The following is a 15,627-nucleotide window of genomic DNA, read 5'->3' as shown; positions in this document are numbered from 1 at the left end:
GCTAATCCAGACGCTCGACCTGCACGCACATCGGCGTTCCGACGCCGATTTCCTCGACCTGCTCGATTGGCTCGCCCGTCGAAGGATCGAGCCGATAAACGACCAAGCGGTCGCTATCTTGCAACGCGACCAGCATGTACCCGCCGCAGGGCGACAACGCAAAGCTGCGCGGGGTTTTGCCGCCCGCCGCGCGCGTCGAAGTCGAAACGATCGCGCCTGTCGCGGGTTCCAGCCCGTATGTCGCGATGGTGTCGTCGCCGCGAATCGACGCATAGAGGAAGCGTCCGCTGCCGGCAATGCGCAGATCGGCGGGCTGGCTCGCGCTGCTCGGGGCGGGCGTGGCGGCTACGGTGTCGAGGATGCGAAGCACGCCATCGGACGCGGAATACGCCAGGCGACACACGCTCGAATCCAGTTCGTTGACGACATAGGCAATCGCACCGTTCGGATGGAAGGCGAAATGACGAGGACCCGCGCCCGGTCTCACATGTATTGCGCGGACCGGTTCGAGCCGCCCGTTGCCGGCGTCGAGTCTGTAGGTCAGCAACTCGTCGGTGCCGAGATCCGTGGCGATGGCAAACCGGTTGTCGGGACTCGGGACGACACAGTGCGCGTGCGGCACGCTCTGACGGTCCCGCGTCGGACCACTTCCCGTATGACAAAACTCACTCGATGCGACGCCCACGCCACCGTCCGCCATCACCGGGAAGCTCACGATCTGCCGCCGCGGCCGCTCCTCCGGCGTCTCGTGACCGTAGTTGGCGACGAATGCGTAGTTGTCATGCATGTCGAGTTTGCAATAGGCCGTGAGGCTGCCGCGCGTCGCCTGGCGGTTAATCAGCGAGAGCGCGCCGGAAAGCGTGTTTATCCGATAAGCGCTGATCTGTCCTTCGACATCGCCGAAAGTCTCGCTCGTCGCGTAAAGCAGTCCGCGCTTTGCGGCCAGCGCGAGATAGGTCGGATTCGCTACGTCCGTGGTTTCGGAGAGCAGCGAGAGACGGCCGGTCTTTTCGTCGAATGCATACACGGCAATGCCCCGCCCGTTCGCGCTGGCGAAATGCGGCACCGGACGGTTCAGACATCCGACAAAAACGCGTGTGCAAGTAGTCATGGATCAAGGATAGACGGAAGCAGAATACGAACATCTTCGGTTAAACCCTACTTGTATGGTAGTAGAGTTCAAAACTAAGATGCAATCACTGCCCGGACCGCGAGTAAGCCACTGCAACTTGCGCCCCTCGGCGCATAACAATCTGGAGACAACCGTGTTCGTCAAGAATGTCATCGTTGCAGCCGCGGTCAGCGCGGCGTTCGTGGCCGCCAGCGCATCGGCCAAAGTCGCTACCGGCGATACGTCGAAAGACAAGATCGCCCTCTCCAACAGCTACGCCGGGAACACCTTCAGACAGCAGCAGTTGAAAAGTTGGGCGCAAGTTGCGGCCGACGCGAAGAAGGTCGGCACGGTTGCTGATGCTCCCGCGTTCACGACCGCCGAGAACCAGGCGACCGAACAGGCGCAGCAGATTCAAAACCTGGTGTTGCAGGGCTATAAGGCCATCGTTATCAACGCAGCGTCGCCCACGGCGCTCAATGGCGCGGTCAAGCAGGCCTGCGCGGCAGGCGTGTATGTCATCTCTTTCGACGGCATTGTGACAGAACCCTGTGCGTACCGGATAGCAGCCGATTTCCATCAGATGGGCGCAGTGCAGGTCGATTTCCTCGCGAAGAAACTGGGCGGCAAGGGCAACGTGCTGGAAGTCCGGGGGCTGGCTGGCGTGTCAGTGGACGATGACATTCATCGTGGCATCGTCGACGAAATGAAGAAGTATCCGGACATGAAGATCGTCGGGTCGGTCTATGGCGCCTGGACGCAGACCGTCGCGCAGAAGGAAGTGTCCGGCGTGCTGCCGTCACTGCCTCCGATCGACGCGGTCGTGACGCAAGGCGGCGACGGCTACGGCGCCGCACGAGCGTTCGCCGCTGCGGGCCGCAAAGTGCCGACCATCATTCTCGGTAATCGGCAGGAAGAACTCGCGTGGTGGAAAACACAGGGCCTCGACACGTATAAGACGATGTCGATTGCAGCCGATCCCGGTTCCTCGACGTTCGCTTTCTGGGTCGCGCAGCAATTGCTCGCGGGCAACAAACTGCCGCACGAAATGTCGCTCCCGACGCTGACCGTGACGTCCGATTCAGTCGAAAAGGTGCTGGCATCGACCGCACCGGGCACGGTCGCGAGCAACGTCTTCACGCGCGATCAGGTCGTGAAGCTCATCGACTCGCAAGCGAAGCAGTAGTCGCTTTCCCTGCCCGTCCTTCGTCCGGATCTCGCCATGAACTTGACAGACACGCCCACGGTTGAAGAAGCGCTTGATCGGCGGCCGGCGGAATCGTTGATCGCCTTGCGCGAGATCGACGTGACGTTCGGGTCCGTGCGCGCGTTGAAGAGCGCGACCTTCGAGTTTGTCCGGGGCGAGTGCGTGGCGATCGCCGGGCACAACGGCGCCGGAAAATCGACGCTGATGTCGGTCCTCTCAGGCGCACGGCGCGCGACTGCCGGCTGGGTCGAGACGGAAGGAACGCGCCACGAGCGCGGATACGGCGCCGACGTCGCGCGTGAACTCGGCATTCGATGCGTCTTTCAGGAACTGTCGCTGTGCCCGAACCTGACGATCGAAGAGAACATGCGCGCGATGCATCCGCAACTCGCGGGCTTCGGCTGGCGCAAGCGCGCAAGGCGGATCATCGAAGCGCAACTCGATGCCATCTTTCCGGGCCACGCGCTACGCGGCCGCGACATCGTCGGCGATCTGTCGCTGACACAACAGCAGATGGTCGAAATCGCGCGCGCGTTCTCGTGCGTCGACGACGCCGTCAAAGTTGTCATTCTCGACGAACCGACGTCGAGTCTCGACAAATATACCGCCGAACAGTTGCTGGACTTCGTGCGTAAAGCGGCCGCGAGCGGCGTGACAAGCGTCCTCATCACGCACATGCTGGGTGAGATGTTGCGCTGCGCGGATCGCATCATGGTCATGCGGGACGGCAGCGTCGTGTCCACCCTGGACGCCGGCGGCCTGAGCAAGGAGGCCATCATCCGCGCGATGGGGCAGTTCGTCGAAGGTAATCTGGCGCCGCGCCGTGAAGTCCGCGCGGAAGCGTTCTCGTCGTCGGTGTTTCGATGGAATCTCGGTCCCGACGAGCGCACGACGGTTGAAGTGCCGCGCGGCAGTATCGTCGGCTTTGCGGGACTCGCCGGACAAGGCCAGACAGACGCGTTGAACGAAATCTATCTCAAGGCGCGGCGGCGCGGTTCGCATCAGCGCGTCGCTTATGTTGCGGGCGATCGCCGGGCAGACGGTGTGTTTCAAGACTGGACGATTGCGCAGAACTTCGACATTCGTTCGCTTTTCGACCGCGCCTCGCGCTCATGGATCGACACCCGGCAGCTTGAGGAACGCTTTCGCGTGTGGTCGAAACGGCTCGACATTCGTGGCGCTGCGCCTGACGCGAACATTCTCGCGTTAAGCGGCGGCAATCAGCAAAAGGTGCTGTTCGGACGCGCGCTCGCCTCCGACGCCGAGCTTGTTCTGATGGACGATCCGATGCGAGGCGTGGACATCGGCACGAAGCTCGAAATCTACCGGCTCCTTCTCGACGAAGCAGCTAAGGGCCGCACGTTCATCTGGTACACGACTGAAAACGATGAACTCGCGTACTGCGACAAGACCTATGTTTTTCGTTCGGGACGCGTGACGCGCGAACTCGGTGCGAAGGAATGCACGGAAGAAGCGTTGCTTGCGGCCAGCTTCGAGGAGGTGACAGAGTGAAGACCGCCACTGCAACCGTGCAGCGCCCGCGCGACTTGCGTTCGCTGCTTCCGCTTGCATCGCTGATCGCGATCCTCGTGCCGATGGCAATCATTCAGCCCAACACGCTGAGTTACTTCGGCGGCGTAATGCTGCTGAACCTCGGCGTGCCGATCGTATTCGCGACGCTCGCGCAGCTTGCCGTCATCACCGCGAACGAACTCGATCTCTCGATCGGCTCATTCGTCAGCCTCGTTTCCTGTATCGGCGCGACGCTTCTGCAAAGCTCGCCGTGGCTAGGCATATTGGCGCTCGCGGGATGCGTCGTGCTCTACGCGCTCGTGGGCGCGCTGATCGAGTTCCGGCGCGTATCGTCGGTCGTGGTCACGCTCGGTCTGTCGTTCGTGTGGAACGGGATCGCGGTCCTCCTGTTGCCCGCGCCCGGCGGTAAAAGCCCGGATTGGCTCTCGGCGCTAATGGGATTCCAGTCGCCCATCATCCCGGCGCCGCTTCTCTGGACCGCGGCGATCGCCGTGTGCATGCACCTCTTCTTGATGCGGTCTTCGTTCGGGGTGGCGCTGCGCGGCGTGGGCGGCAACGCCCCCGCGATGCGCCGGTTCGGATGGTCAGTGATACGCGCAAAAGCCATCCTGTTCGGATGCTCAGGCCTGTTCGGCGTGTGCTCGGGCCTCACGCTTCTCGGCCTGACGAGTTCGGCCGATGCCAACATCGCCTTGCGCTACACGTTGCTGTCGGTCGCGGGCGTCATCCTGGGCGGCGGCGAGTTCGTGGGCGGACGTGTATCGCCGGTCGGCGCGGTGCTGGGTGCGATTACCTTGACGCTCGCGTCGTCGTTTCTGTCCTTCCTGCAGATCGCGCCGCAATGGCAGATCGGATTGCAGGGCGCCATCCTGATCGCGGTATTGTCACTGCGCCTGCTGTTCCGAAACAAGGGGAAGCGTCGATGAACACATTCTTCTCACTGCGGCGCGCGGTCTGGCTCTGGTCGTTCCTCGGCGCCGTCTTGGTGGGCGTCGCGGCCGGCTTTACCTTCGGCCTCGATACTGCCGGCAGCATGTTGTCGACGGCCTCGGCATTCGTCGTGTTTTCGGTTCTCGTCGGGCTCGGCCAGATGCTCGTCATCACGAGCGGTCCCGGCAATATCGATTTGTCGATACCCGCGACGATCGCCCTGAGCGGCAGTATCGGAATGCAGGTCATGGCGACGAACGATCACGCGATTGTGACCGGCGTCCTCGCCGTCATTGCGACGGGCGCGCTCATCGGACTCTTCAACTATTTGCTGATCCGCTCGCTGCGCATCCCGCCGATCATCGCGACGCTGTCGTCCAGTTTCGTGCTTCAGTCGCTCGCAATCAGTCTGGGACGCGGCGGCGCAGCGCCCCCGCCGATACTCGAAAATTTTGCACTGTCCCGCATCGGTGGCATCTCGGGGCTCGCGTTCGTCGCCCTCCTCGTGACGTCTCTCGTTGCCGTGGTGCTGTTCCGGATGGTGCAGGGACGCAGCTTGTCGGCGCTCGGGCAGAACACGCGCGCGGCGAATCTGGCGGGCGTGAGGGTGACGCTGGTTCACTGCCTGACCTACGTGACTTGCTCGGTGCTGGCAGCGCTCGCCGCACTGCTGCTCGCGGCGTTTTCTGGCGGCGCGACACTCGATATGGGGGCTGACTACATGCTGCTGTCCGTTGCCGTCGTCGTGATCGGCGGGACGCAGGTGTCGGGCGGAAAACCAAGTCCCACCGGGATCTGGACCGCTGCGTGCTTCCTGTTCCTGATCAACGCGCTGCTCAACGCGAGCGGCGCGGGCGCGGGATTACGCGCCATCGTCTATGGCATGTTGATCATCGGCGTCACGGCGATCGCGCCTAGCGCGGAGAATTTGCGATCCTAGCGGCATCTTCCGGGCCGGACAAACCTGCGAATGCTTGCTACACCACGCTTGTATCCAGCCCACTTCGATTACGCAGAAAACGCTGCGGCGTCTCGCCGATCGCTCGTGAAATTGAGCACCCTTGCGACATCGGCCATCCACATACTGTCCCATGCAGTAGCGAGAAAGCACTCGCCGCACGGCGAACCGGCGCGCAGTCGGCGCCTTGAGGCGCTAGCTGATTCCTGCGCCATGACTCGGACCACCTTCGCGCGATTCGCCCTGCGTCAACGCTCCCCGATCGGCATGGCTCAAGGCAGAGATCGCCTTGAGCGTCGTGCTCTTACCCGCCCCGTTCGCGCCCAGCAGGGCGACGATCGCGCCCTGCGGGACCACGAGCGAGACGTCGCGCAACGCCGGAATGATTCCGCCGTAAGAAAGCGCGATCGATTCGACTTCGAGTATCGCAAGCGTGCTCATGCTCATGCTCATGCTCAGAGCTCCTTGGCACAATCGCGCGGTTTGGCGCCCTTTTCCTTCGCATACGCATTCGCCGATTGCGCGATGATCGGTCGCGTAAGCGCGCGATCCGCCTGCAGTCAGCCGCTGATCACCACTCGTTCGCACGCGGGCGCGAGGGTCCAGAAACGACCGTTCCACGGCGCCGGGTGATGAACGGTGCTGTGCGACGCGTGAGGCGAGGCATCCCGGCGCCTCACGAACCAGGCTACGCCGATCGTCGCGCAGAGCATCATCACCGTTGCGGCCATCATCGCGTGCCGCCATCAACCCATTGTGTCGCGCAACTGAGCGGCCATGCGGCCAGCAGCGCGCCAGCCATACCGATCGCGCTGGCGCTCGTCACCGCTCTTCTCTGGCGCGGGCCGGCCCCGCTACTCAACACGTCGTTGAGAAGACCCATGAATACGGGCGCGCAGCCTAATCCGATGTCCGCCTGAGCGCCGATGGCGATCCACCGATGCGTGGCAGGAAAATCGAAAATCGCCGATCAATTGAGTTGCGATGACTGCCACGTAGCTGCGAAAGAACTGGCTCATTACGTAGCTTAGACACAGCGCCCAAAGCCCAAGGTCGCCGATAAACGATGTCGGCTCAATACGCTTCTCGTGCGCGGTCTCGAACACCGATCAAGCCCCTCTGAGTTTCAGATTGATATGCGACACCATTGCCATCGCAGCCGACCGCCGCGCTGAGTGCAGAAGTACCGGCTATCCATGACAGTCGACCCCCGCGCGGGCCTTTTCGAGCCCAGCGACTTGCGCTTCCTCCTCGGTGGCGAAAAAACCGAGGACATCCGACACCGATATTAGCCTGTTGTTGAGGGTGATCGTGCCCCCGAATAGCATGCCCTTACCAGCCTGGACTCCGGTCTCCGTACGCCATTGGTTTCATTAGGCATGTAGCGCAGAAATGCGTGGCGTCCATTTGACGCATGGGCATGAACTGAATATGCTTCGCATTTCGTCGACTTGCTTGCTCATGAGAACAGGACCAGAACCGTCCGCGCTTGACATGTCGGCAACGGAAATCCCGCTACCTCCGCGAGATTTCGGCGCGTCGCGTCGTATGCTTAGGGCTGCATTGGTCGCGTCGATTGTGACGCCCTTGCTCTTTCTGATCGCCTACGGCTACTTCGGGTATCAAAATCGCCTTTCCGACTCATCGGAAGCAATCGACCGGCTCGCACGGGTTGCAGAAGAGCAGGCAGTCAAAGTCCTGGACGTCAATCAGGAACTGGCGCTGCACTTGATGTCCGTTCTAGGCGATGACGGGGACAGCCAGATTCGGGCGCGGCAAGAGAAACTCCATCGCCTTTTGCAGGAAACGGTGCATCGCCTGCCTCCGATTGCCGCCATTGCGATATTCGGCAAGAACGGTGATCTGCTTGTCAGCAGCAGTAGCTATCCCGCCGGGGTTTTGTCCTTAGGCGACCAACCCGAGTTTCGCTCTGCCCAAGTGGGCGATCGAGTTGCCATCACCGTGTCGCCGCCGGAGCGCAATCCGGAAACAGGCCTCGACGTGTTCAGTACGAGTACGCCGCGCTATGACGCGCACGGACATTTTCTTGGCGTCCTGTACATCTCTTTGCGCCGCGACACATTTCTGTCTTTTTACCATCAACTAACATCGCATGACCGAACGCTTACGCTGGGTTTATTCAGGGACGATGCGTCGGTTCTGGCACGCTCGCCCTCTCCAAAGGCCCGACGTGCACCGACGACCAACTTGCCTTTGCTCGACGCCACTCGCGCCAAAAATCGAGACGGCCGCATAAGGATTAACTCAACGCTGGACGACGAGGAAAAGCTTCTGGTCTATCGTAAAGTCGGCCCCTACCCGCTCTACGTGACCGCCGGCATTCCAGTCGCCACCGTGACATATCGATGGATAAGGCACGACGGTCTCATTGCAATCGCCACGTTGCTTCCTTGTGTCGGAATCTGGATGCTTGTGTTATTCAGCTTGCGCCGGCTCGAAGAAGAGCGAATAGCCTGGGAAAGATGGAGGGCGGAGTTCGGTAGGCGCGTATCGGCGGAGTCGACAGGCCGACAGATGAAGCGAGCGAGCGCACTCGGCAATTTAGTTGCGAACGTCGCACACGACTTCAATAATCTGCTGATGGTCGTGAAAGCAAATATGGAACTTGCGAGACGCAAGAACTTCAACGGATTGGAAAAGGAAGTGATGGCGGTCGAGCGAGCTTCCGCAGGCGCGGAAGTATTGGCCCGCAGGCTGCTCAGCGTGGCTCGCAAACAGCCCTTACGCCAGGAAGAAGTCCATTTGCAACGATGGCTTGAGGAAGACGCCGCGCTGATTCGAACGTCCTTGGGAGACAGGGTCAAGCTGAGCTTTTTTTCATTCGATACGATCTGGCCGATCCATGTTGATACTGGCGAGTTGCAGTCAGCTTTGATAAACCTCGCGGTCAATGCCAAGGACGCAATGCCCAATGGTGGCGAGTTCATCATTCGCGGAGAGAATTTAGAGGTATCCAAAGCATCGAGCGGCTTGAAGTCGGGCGACTACGTTGTCATTAGCTGCTCGGATACCGGCGTCGGCATGCCGGATTCTATCGTTCGGCGCGCATTCGAGCCGCTCTTCACGACGAAGTCTGCGAGTGCAGGTACCGGTCTGGGCCTCGCGCAGGTCATCGCGATGTGCGAACAGGCAGGTGGCACCGCACGAATCGAAAGTGTCGTTGGCGACGGCACGACCATTCGACTCTACCTTCCGAGATGGACAGAGCAGTCCGAGATTGAACTGCGTTCGGATAGTTCGGCGGCGGTGCTCACCGAGGCGCCGGGAAAAGGCTCGATTTTGCTCGTCGAAGACAATGATGAAGTGGCCGCGGGTCTTGCTGCCGTGCTGGAGGTATTCGGCTGGAAAGCACACCATGAGGTGACGGGCGACGCCGCGTTGAGGCTGCTGGACGACGGAAGGACGTTCGACCTCATCCTTTCCGACATCCAGATGCCGGGCCTCAATAATGGCATCGACGTCGCGGAAAGAGTACGCCGGAGATGGCCGAAGCAAGCGATCGCCCTCATGACCGGCTACGCGGACGAATTCGAAAGAGCGAAAAGGGCCGGCGTCACCATTCTGTCCAAACCGTTCAACATAGACGACTTGGAGGCGTTACTGCGGAGTGTGCAAGTCGCGGTTTAGAGCGTTGATGGAGGCGTATCGAGCACCTAAGGGAAAGTACAACAATAGATCGAACCGCGCCCGAGCCCAGTGATAGACGCGTCATTTTGATGCTGCTGCGTCGATGTCGGGAACATTGATCGGTACGTGATCGATGCCGGTGACAGGAAGACGCGTCGAGGAAGGGCCTGCCCGGGAAACTCCTCCGGACCCGACACTTCGCGGGCGAAGGCGGAGTCCAACGCACTCTCCATCGCTACCACCTGCCGAAAATGCAATGCGTGATTCGCCATCAGGCAAACAGTTTGGCCGCGGTATCCGCAACGAGCTTGCCCTGATGACGGGCTCCTTCGAGTTCGATCGCACTCGGCTGACGTGCACCGTCGCCGCCCGCGATCGTCGTGGCGCCGTATGGCGCGCCACCGAGCATCACTTTCGCCAGTGCGGTCGGCGCCCGCGCGAGCACTCCGTCCAATCGAGAAACATCCGCTCGGTCGCGTTCATAGCAGTTGCAGTCTCCTCAGTTCGCACGGCCGCCTTTACGTCTTTCGAAAATCGTGTAAATTTTTTTGTGGCTAGGCGCAACATCCGGGACGTCGGCGTTGGCCAAGTGAAGTTCTTTGCAGCAGTTCAAACTGGACTGCGGTTGACTGTTACCCGCTACGAATGAAATGAAATGCCTTTGTCATAGAGACTAATTTCAACCGTGGACGATCGGCGCGAGTTGCGCGATATCGACGGGCTTGCTCGATGAGCGGATGACGCGCATCACAACCCATGCGAGAAGATAGGCCGAACCGCAAACAACGAACAGTAGGTTGTAGCCGGCGCTGATGTGACCGAGCATCTTGAAATGGTCGAGCACTGCACCGACGACCAGTGGGAACAGCGTCGCGCCCAACGCACCGGCTAAGCCGCCGATCCCGACAACCGACCCGACCGCTGCCTTCGGGAACATGTCAGAAGCCGTGGTGAAGAGGTTTGCCGACCATCCCTGGTGCGAAGCGGCCGCAAGACTCAAAAGGCCGACCATCGCCCACATGTTTTCGATGAACGGCGAGAACGCGATAGGCATCACCAGAAACGCAAAGACCAGCATCGTGGTTTGTCGCGCCTTCGTCACGGACCAGCCGCGCTGGATCAGCCTGGACGAGATAAACCCGCCGCCGATGCTACCGATGGAAGTTGCGACGTACACTATCACCAGCGGAAGGCCGAGGTTCTTCAGGTCGAGGTGGAAGCGCGAATTGAAGTACGACGGGAGCCAGAAGAGCATGAACCACCAGATTGGGTCGGTCAAAAGCTTGCCCGCGAAGAATGCCCATGTCGGTCGCAGTTTGAGCAGAGTGAACCAACTCACCCTTTGAGGTGTGGGGGCGGAAGCCGAACCCTCGCTGATGTAAGCAAGTTCTGCTTCGTTGACCTTCGCGTGCTTGGCCGGCACCTGGTACATGAAGTACCAGAAGCCCAGCCAGATAAATCCTGTCAGGCCAGTGACGAAGAACGCGGCCTCCCAGCCATACGTTGCGGCCAGCCAAGGAACTGTCGCGGGCGCGGCCACTGCGCCAATACTGGTACCGGAGGTCAGAATACCCACCGCAAGCGCCTGCTCTTTACGCGGGAACCACTCCGATACGCTTTTCACCGCGCAAGGGAAGCTGCCCGATTCAGAGATGCCAAGAAGCGCACGCATGGCGCCAAAGCCTAGCGTGCTGCGCACGAGCGCATGGCCGCACGCGGCGATGCTCCACAGCAGAACGCACACGCCGTAGCCGATCTTGACACCGAACTTATCGACCAACTTCCCGGACGCCACCATGCCAAAAGCGTAGCAGGCCGTGAACACCATGACGATGTAGCTGTATTGTGTTTCGGTCCAGTCGAAGGTGACCGCAAGCTCGGGCTTGAGCAGACCCAGCACCTGACGGTCCAGGTAATTGATCGTGGTTGCGAAGAAAAGCAGCGCGCAAATGCGCCACCGAATGGCTGTACGGTCCATGAGCGACTCCTGTCTCCTGAGGTTCTTGATCCGCAAACGCGGCTTACGTGACTGCTTAGCGGGTTGGCGATTTACCCGAACGATGCGTGGCGTTTCTCGCGGAATGCCGCGACGCCTTCGATTGCATCGGGCGACGCCTTGCACACCGATGCAGCGAGTTCGTGAGCGTATTCGTGTTGCCCTGTCTCCATCATGCGAAGAAGCCGCTTGCCAACTGACAAGGAAGTCCTCGATCGCTTGATGAGCGTCTCGCAGACCGCGTCCACACGGCTGCACAACTGATCGGGCTCGACGGCTTCGTTGATCACGCCCCACGCGGCCGCGGTATCGGCGGAGATCGGTTCGCCGAGAAGGATCAGCTCACGCGTGCGTGTTGCGCCGACAAGTTCGGAAAGCCGCGAGCAGCCCATCCATCCGGGGATCGCGCCCACCGACGCTTCGGGAAAGCCGACCTTGGCCTGTGTGCTTGCGTAGCGGAGGTCGCACGTCAGCGCGAGCTCGAATCCGCCACCCAGCGCGCTGGCAGAAAGGACGGCGATCGTCGGTTTGTCGAGTTCGGCAATTCGACGGAACACACGGTTGCCTTCACGAATGAAGCGAGTGCCCATCTTTTGAGCATCGATATCGCCCCACTCGTTGATATCCGCGCCGCTGCAAAAGAAGCGCGGACTGGCGGTTTCGATCTTCAGCACGCGGATCTCATCGTTGCGTTCGACGTCTGCCACGGCGCGTTCGATGTCATCCAGCATCCGTAGGGTCAGCGCGTTATGACGCGACACGCGGTTGAGCGTAATGGTGGCGATGCGGCCTTTGGCTTCGTAGAGAATGTCCGTATCAGACATGAGGAACTCCTTCTTCCTGAGAACGATGGAATGCTGGTTAGCGTTAGCCTTAATGAACCGAAGCGCTTTCGAGAAGACGCTCGTCAATAAGCGGCTTGAACTCCATGCGCGCGAGAACGTCGCGGTGCATGTCGACGCCCTTCGACACTTCGACGAGACACACGCCGAGCGCATCGAGCCGGAACACCGCGCGCTCGGTGATGTAGAAGACTTCTTTCCCGTCGAGGCGCGCCTGCACGCCACTAAAGGTCACGTGCCGCACCTTCTTCACGGCCTTCGGGACCGACCCCGGCGAGAGAATTTCGAGCGCGTCGCCTTTGTGTTCCACGCGCAAGCCCTTGGCCTCGAATGCGCCACAGAACACGAGCTTTTTCGCGCCCTGTGCAATGTCCATGAACCCGCCTGGGCCGACGACGGTGGAACCGAGCTTCGATACGTTCACGTTGCCTTCTTCATCGAATTCGCCCATTCCAAGGAAGGTCACGTCGATACCGCCGCCGCTATACCAGTCGAACTGATCGACGCTCGGCATGATGGCGTCGGCGTTGCGCGCCGTGCCGAACATCGAACCGTCGAGCATCGAGCCACGGTGGATACCCTGTTCAACAGACCCCCAGTACTCGTCGCCCCGACCTTGGGCGGCCAGAACGGCCGGGATCGCGCCGGGAAAGCCGAAGCCGAAGTTCACGGACTGATTGGAACCAAGTTCCTGCGCTGCGCGCTCGGCCACGATGAGACGCATACCGTCGGGCATCTCGATGTCAGGCGTCGGGCCGATCCGTTCGCCGCTCAACGTGGCGTCGTATTCGCTGATCTGGCATTGGCGTTGCGACGGTGTCTCGACGGTGAAATCGACCATCACACCAGGTACGCGAACGAGACGAGCAGGCACGTGGGAATGTGGTCGCGATTTGACCTGGGCGATGACTTTGCCGCCGCAGTTGTGCGCGGCCAGCGCGACGGCGTAAATGTCGAGGTCTGCCGGTTCGTGGCGGGTCGAAAGATTGCCCCTGTCGTCTGCAGATGAAGCCATAACGATCGAGAAGTCGATCTTGAGGGGCTTGTAGCGCAGAAACTCCTTGCCGTCGATCTCTAGCAATTCGACAAGATCGTCCGTGGTCGCATCGTTCAATTTGCCGCCACCGAGCCGCGGATCGACGAAGGTTCTCAGACCGACCCGCGTGATCACGCCCGGGCGACCCGCGCCGATTTCGCGGAACAGGGTTGCAATCACGCCGCCCGGAAAGCTGTAGGCCTCGATCTCGCCGTTTTCGGCCAGCCTTTGCATCGCAGAAGACCAGACCCAGTGCCCGCCGATCACGCGCTTGACCATGCCGGCGTGAGCGAATCGCCCGAGGCCGCTCCCCTGACCGTCGCCCACGCCCAGCGCATGAACGACCGTCAAATTGCGCGGATGACCGGTTTCGAGAAACCGCGCTTCGATCGCCGCGAGGATGGCGTCCGGCTCAAGCAGGCCGCCCCCTGAGCCGGTGATGGCGATCGCCGCCCCGTCAAAGATCGAAGCTGCAACTGTTTCTGCATTGGTCCACTTGTTCACAACGCCTCCTTTGCAATTCCACAAACTCTTTAGTACCGAACCATATCGTTACTTGAAGCGGATGGTGTCACAGCGAAAAGGGACATTCAAGTGTGAAAGACGAGAAAGCGGGTTTACGATAACGAACGCGAACGAACCGCTCACACACCGCGATTACAATGCGAAGGTGTTGTCAGTTACCGTTTAACTTTAGATGTGACCCACACTTATGCAGACCACAGTTGAACCGGATAGCGAAGCGCGCGCTGTCGAAAAGCCGGCGCGCGCCAAGCGATTGCGCGATCCCATTCAGACGCAAACCAGGATCCTGGCAGCAGCCAAGGCAGAGTTCGCGAAGGTGGGGCTTGGCGGCGCTCGCATCGAGACGATCGCCGAAAAGGCCGGCGTCAACAAGCGGATGATCTACGAGTACTTCAAGGGCAAGGAGGAACTTTTCCAGACCGTGCTTGAGGAAATGTGGACGGAGATCCGAACTGAGGAACGAGCACTTGGCCTCGATAAACTCGACCCGGTAGAGGCAATTCGGGCTTACGTGACCTTTACGTGGAACTATTATCTGAAGAACCCGGAATTCATGTCGCTCGTGAATAGCGAAAATCTGCACCGGGCCCGGCATGTCAAGAAGTCGAAACGGTTCAGCGATTTGCACCACGGTTTCGCGACCATGCTGCAGCAGATTCTTGATCGAGGCGTGGCATCCGGCGATTTCAAAACCGGCGTCGACGCGAGCCAGTTGCACCTGACCATCGCCGCGCTGGGTTATTACTACCTGACCAATCGCTTCACCGGCGAAGTCATCTTCGGGTTCGATTTCGTCTCGAAAGAAGCCCTGCAAAAGCGTCTCGACTTCAACCTTCAGACGGTCTTCAGTCTTCTGCGCCCGAGCTGAACGCGGCGCGCACGCCCTTTTCTGGCCTTTTCCGTCGATTGATCGCACAGGGTTTTCCGCTTATAGGGAAAACCCTTTTTTGACATGTCTTCGCACAAGATGTTAAATACCGAACTGGATCGTTACTTAAGTTTCGGTTCAGCGAAATCGTGAGAAGAATGTCAGAAAAGCCATCTCGGAGATGACTCATGGAACAACGTCAAATCGCATTGGTCACAGGCGCTCGCCGGGGCATTGGTCGAGCGATCGCGCTTGAACTGGCCGCTGCCGGGTTCGACGTCGCAATCACGGACGTGGAGGCGTCGGAGGAGTTGGTCGCCACGCGCGCCGACATTGAACGGACCGGTGTGAAATGCGTGGCGCTGACGTCGAACCTCGCGGACATTGCGCACCATGACGCACTCTTTCAGGCAGTCGAGGACGCGCTAGGCGCCGCCACCTGTCTGGTCAACAACGCCGGTGTGTCCGTCGCGTCGCGCGGCGATCTTCTGGATGTCACGCCCGAAAGCTACGACCGCTGCCTGAACGTCAACACGCGAGGCACCTTCTTCCTGATGCAAGCATTCAGCCGGCGGGCCGCCAAAGCACCGCAGTCGGCCGTCAGTCGCTCCATCATCACCATCACCTCGTCCAACGCTGTAGCGGCATCGCCTCAGCGCAGCGAATACTGCGTTTCGAAGGCGGGTCTTTCGATGGCGACCACCCTGTTCAGTTTGCGACTTGCTGAATTGGGAGTCGGCGTATTCGAAGTGCAGCCGGGCCTTATCGAAACAGAAATGACTGCGCCATCGAAGGCGCGCTACGACGCGCTCATGGAGAACGGGCTGACCGCCATCAAGCGATGGGGAACGCCCAATGAAGTCGCACGTACCGTGCGCACGCTGGCAACGGGCGGCTTGCCGTTCAGCGTTGGTCAAGCGATCCGCGTCGATGGCGGTCTTCTTGTTTCTAAATACTGATTTCGAGATTTAAG

The 15,627-nt window shown here is 60.3% G+C and carries 12 protein-coding genes and 1 pseudogene; 7 read left to right on the top strand and 6 right to left on the bottom strand.

The annotated features are described in order from the left end of the window. Position 1 precedes the first annotated feature (1 nt). Positions 2-1,111, bottom strand: a complete 1,110-nt coding sequence (locus AC3D25_RS21310) for a lactonase family protein (RefSeq protein WP_488890407.1) — start codon at positions 1,109-1,111, stop codon at positions 2-4. A 154-nt stretch (positions 1,112-1,265) separates the two neighbouring features. Between AC3D25_RS21310 and AC3D25_RS21305 the strand changes: the two genes are divergently transcribed. The 4 genes from AC3D25_RS21305 (at position 1,266) to AC3D25_RS21290 (ending at position 5,721) form a co-directional block, all read left to right on the top strand. Further along, positions 1,266-2,297 (top strand): ABC transporter substrate-binding protein, encoded by a 1,032-nt coding sequence (locus tag AC3D25_RS21305; protein WP_488890406.1) that lies wholly within the window; start codon positions 1,266-1,268, stop codon positions 2,295-2,297. A 36-nt stretch (positions 2,298-2,333) separates the two neighbouring features. Continuing rightward, positions 2,334-3,830 (top strand): ATP-binding cassette domain-containing protein, encoded by a 1,497-nt coding sequence (locus AC3D25_RS21300; protein WP_488890405.1) that lies wholly within the window; start codon positions 2,334-2,336, stop codon positions 3,828-3,830. A gap of 83 nt (positions 3,831-3,913) precedes the next feature. Beyond that, positions 3,914-4,777, top strand: a complete 864-nt coding sequence (locus tag AC3D25_RS21295; protein WP_488890504.1) for an ABC transporter permease — start codon at positions 3,914-3,916, stop codon at positions 4,775-4,777. Further along, positions 4,774-5,721, top strand: a complete 948-nt coding sequence (locus tag AC3D25_RS21290) for an ABC transporter permease (protein WP_488890404.1) — start codon at positions 4,774-4,776, stop codon at positions 5,719-5,721. The genes AC3D25_RS21295 and AC3D25_RS21290 overlap by 4 nt, the downstream gene beginning before the upstream one ends. Before the next feature lie 213 nt (positions 5,722-5,934). On the opposite strand, the gene AC3D25_RS21285 is transcribed toward AC3D25_RS21290, so the two are convergent. Next, complete coding sequence (locus tag AC3D25_RS21285; protein WP_488890403.1) at positions 5,935-6,192, bottom strand: ATP-binding cassette domain-containing protein; 258 nt, start codon at positions 6,190-6,192, stop codon at positions 5,935-5,937. Between the two features lie 1,041 nt (positions 6,193-7,233). On the opposite strand from AC3D25_RS21285, the gene AC3D25_RS21280 reads away from it, so the two are divergent. Further along, entirely contained in the window at positions 7,234-9,387 is a 2,154-nt protein-coding gene (locus AC3D25_RS21280) for a hybrid sensor histidine kinase/response regulator (RefSeq protein ID WP_488890402.1), read from the top strand. 271 nt (positions 9,388-9,658) lie between these two features. On the opposite strand, the pseudogene AC3D25_RS21275 reads toward AC3D25_RS21280, so the two are convergent. The 4 genes and pseudogenes from AC3D25_RS21275 to AC3D25_RS21260 form a co-directional block, all read right to left on the bottom strand. Continuing rightward, positions 9,659-9,796 (bottom strand): annotated as a pseudogene (locus tag AC3D25_RS21275) (NAD(P)H:quinone oxidoreductase); the annotation flags it as partial. Positions 9,797-10,066: 270 nt separating this feature from the next. Further along, the gene (locus AC3D25_RS21270) at positions 10,067-11,365 is read right to left on the bottom strand and encodes an MFS transporter (RefSeq protein WP_488890401.1); all 1,299 of its coding nucleotides are present in this window, start codon (positions 11,363-11,365) and stop codon (positions 10,067-10,069) included. 71 nt (positions 11,366-11,436) lie between these two features. Beyond that, complete coding sequence (locus tag AC3D25_RS21265; RefSeq protein WP_488890400.1) at positions 11,437-12,207, bottom strand: enoyl-CoA hydratase/isomerase family protein; 771 nt, start codon at positions 12,205-12,207, stop codon at positions 11,437-11,439. Between the two features lie 49 nt (positions 12,208-12,256). Next, positions 12,257-13,765, bottom strand: a complete 1,509-nt coding sequence (locus tag AC3D25_RS21260; protein ID WP_488890399.1) for an acyl CoA:acetate/3-ketoacid CoA transferase — start codon at positions 13,763-13,765, stop codon at positions 12,257-12,259. Positions 13,766-13,973: 208 nt separating this feature from the next. On the opposite strand from AC3D25_RS21260, the gene AC3D25_RS21255 reads away from it, so the two are divergent. Further along, a complete protein-coding gene (locus AC3D25_RS21255; protein WP_488890398.1) occupies positions 13,974-14,654 on the top strand; it encodes a TetR/AcrR family transcriptional regulator in 681 nt (226 codons plus the stop codon). Positions 14,655-14,842: 188 nt separating this feature from the next. Continuing rightward, the gene (locus AC3D25_RS21250; RefSeq protein WP_488890397.1) at positions 14,843-15,613 is read left to right on the top strand and encodes a 3-ketoacyl-ACP reductase; all 771 of its coding nucleotides are present in this window, start codon (positions 14,843-14,845) and stop codon (positions 15,611-15,613) included. Positions 15,614-15,627 lie beyond the last annotated feature (14 nt).

The sequence above is a fragment of the Caballeronia sp. SL1002 genome (genome assembly GCF_057814995.1).
Note: the sequence above shows the minus strand (reverse complement) of the source record. Positions and strands in the feature narration are given on the sequence as shown.

Bases quoted from the DNA above. Each gene is read 5' to 3' on its own strand.
- AC3D25_RS21255 (WP_488890398.1), top strand. From the start codon at position 13,974: ATGCAGACCACAGTTGAACCGGATAGCGAAGCGCGCGCTGTCGAAAAG.
- AC3D25_RS21285 (WP_488890403.1), bottom strand. From the start codon at position 6,192: ATGAGCATGAGCATGAGCACGCTTGCGATACTCGAAGTCGAATCGATC.
- AC3D25_RS21270 (WP_488890401.1), bottom strand. From the start codon at position 11,365: ATGGACCGTACAGCCATTCGGTGGCGCATTTGCGCGCTGCTTTTCTTC.
- AC3D25_RS21310 (WP_488890407.1), bottom strand. From the start codon at position 1,111: ATGACTACTTGCACACGCGTTTTTGTCGGATGTCTGAACCGTCCGGTG.
- AC3D25_RS21250 (WP_488890397.1), top strand. From the start codon at position 14,843: ATGGAACAACGTCAAATCGCATTGGTCACAGGCGCTCGCCGGGGCATT.
- AC3D25_RS21300 (WP_488890405.1), top strand. From the start codon at position 2,334: ATGAACTTGACAGACACGCCCACGGTTGAAGAAGCGCTTGATCGGCGG.
- AC3D25_RS21280 (WP_488890402.1), top strand. From the start codon at position 7,234: ATGTCGGCAACGGAAATCCCGCTACCTCCGCGAGATTTCGGCGCGTCG.
- AC3D25_RS21265 (WP_488890400.1), bottom strand. From the start codon at position 12,207: ATGTCTGATACGGACATTCTCTACGAAGCCAAAGGCCGCATCGCCACC.
- AC3D25_RS21290 (WP_488890404.1), top strand. From the start codon at position 4,774: ATGAACACATTCTTCTCACTGCGGCGCGCGGTCTGGCTCTGGTCGTTC.
- AC3D25_RS21295 (WP_488890504.1), top strand. From the start codon at position 3,914: ATGGCAATCATTCAGCCCAACACGCTGAGTTACTTCGGCGGCGTAATG.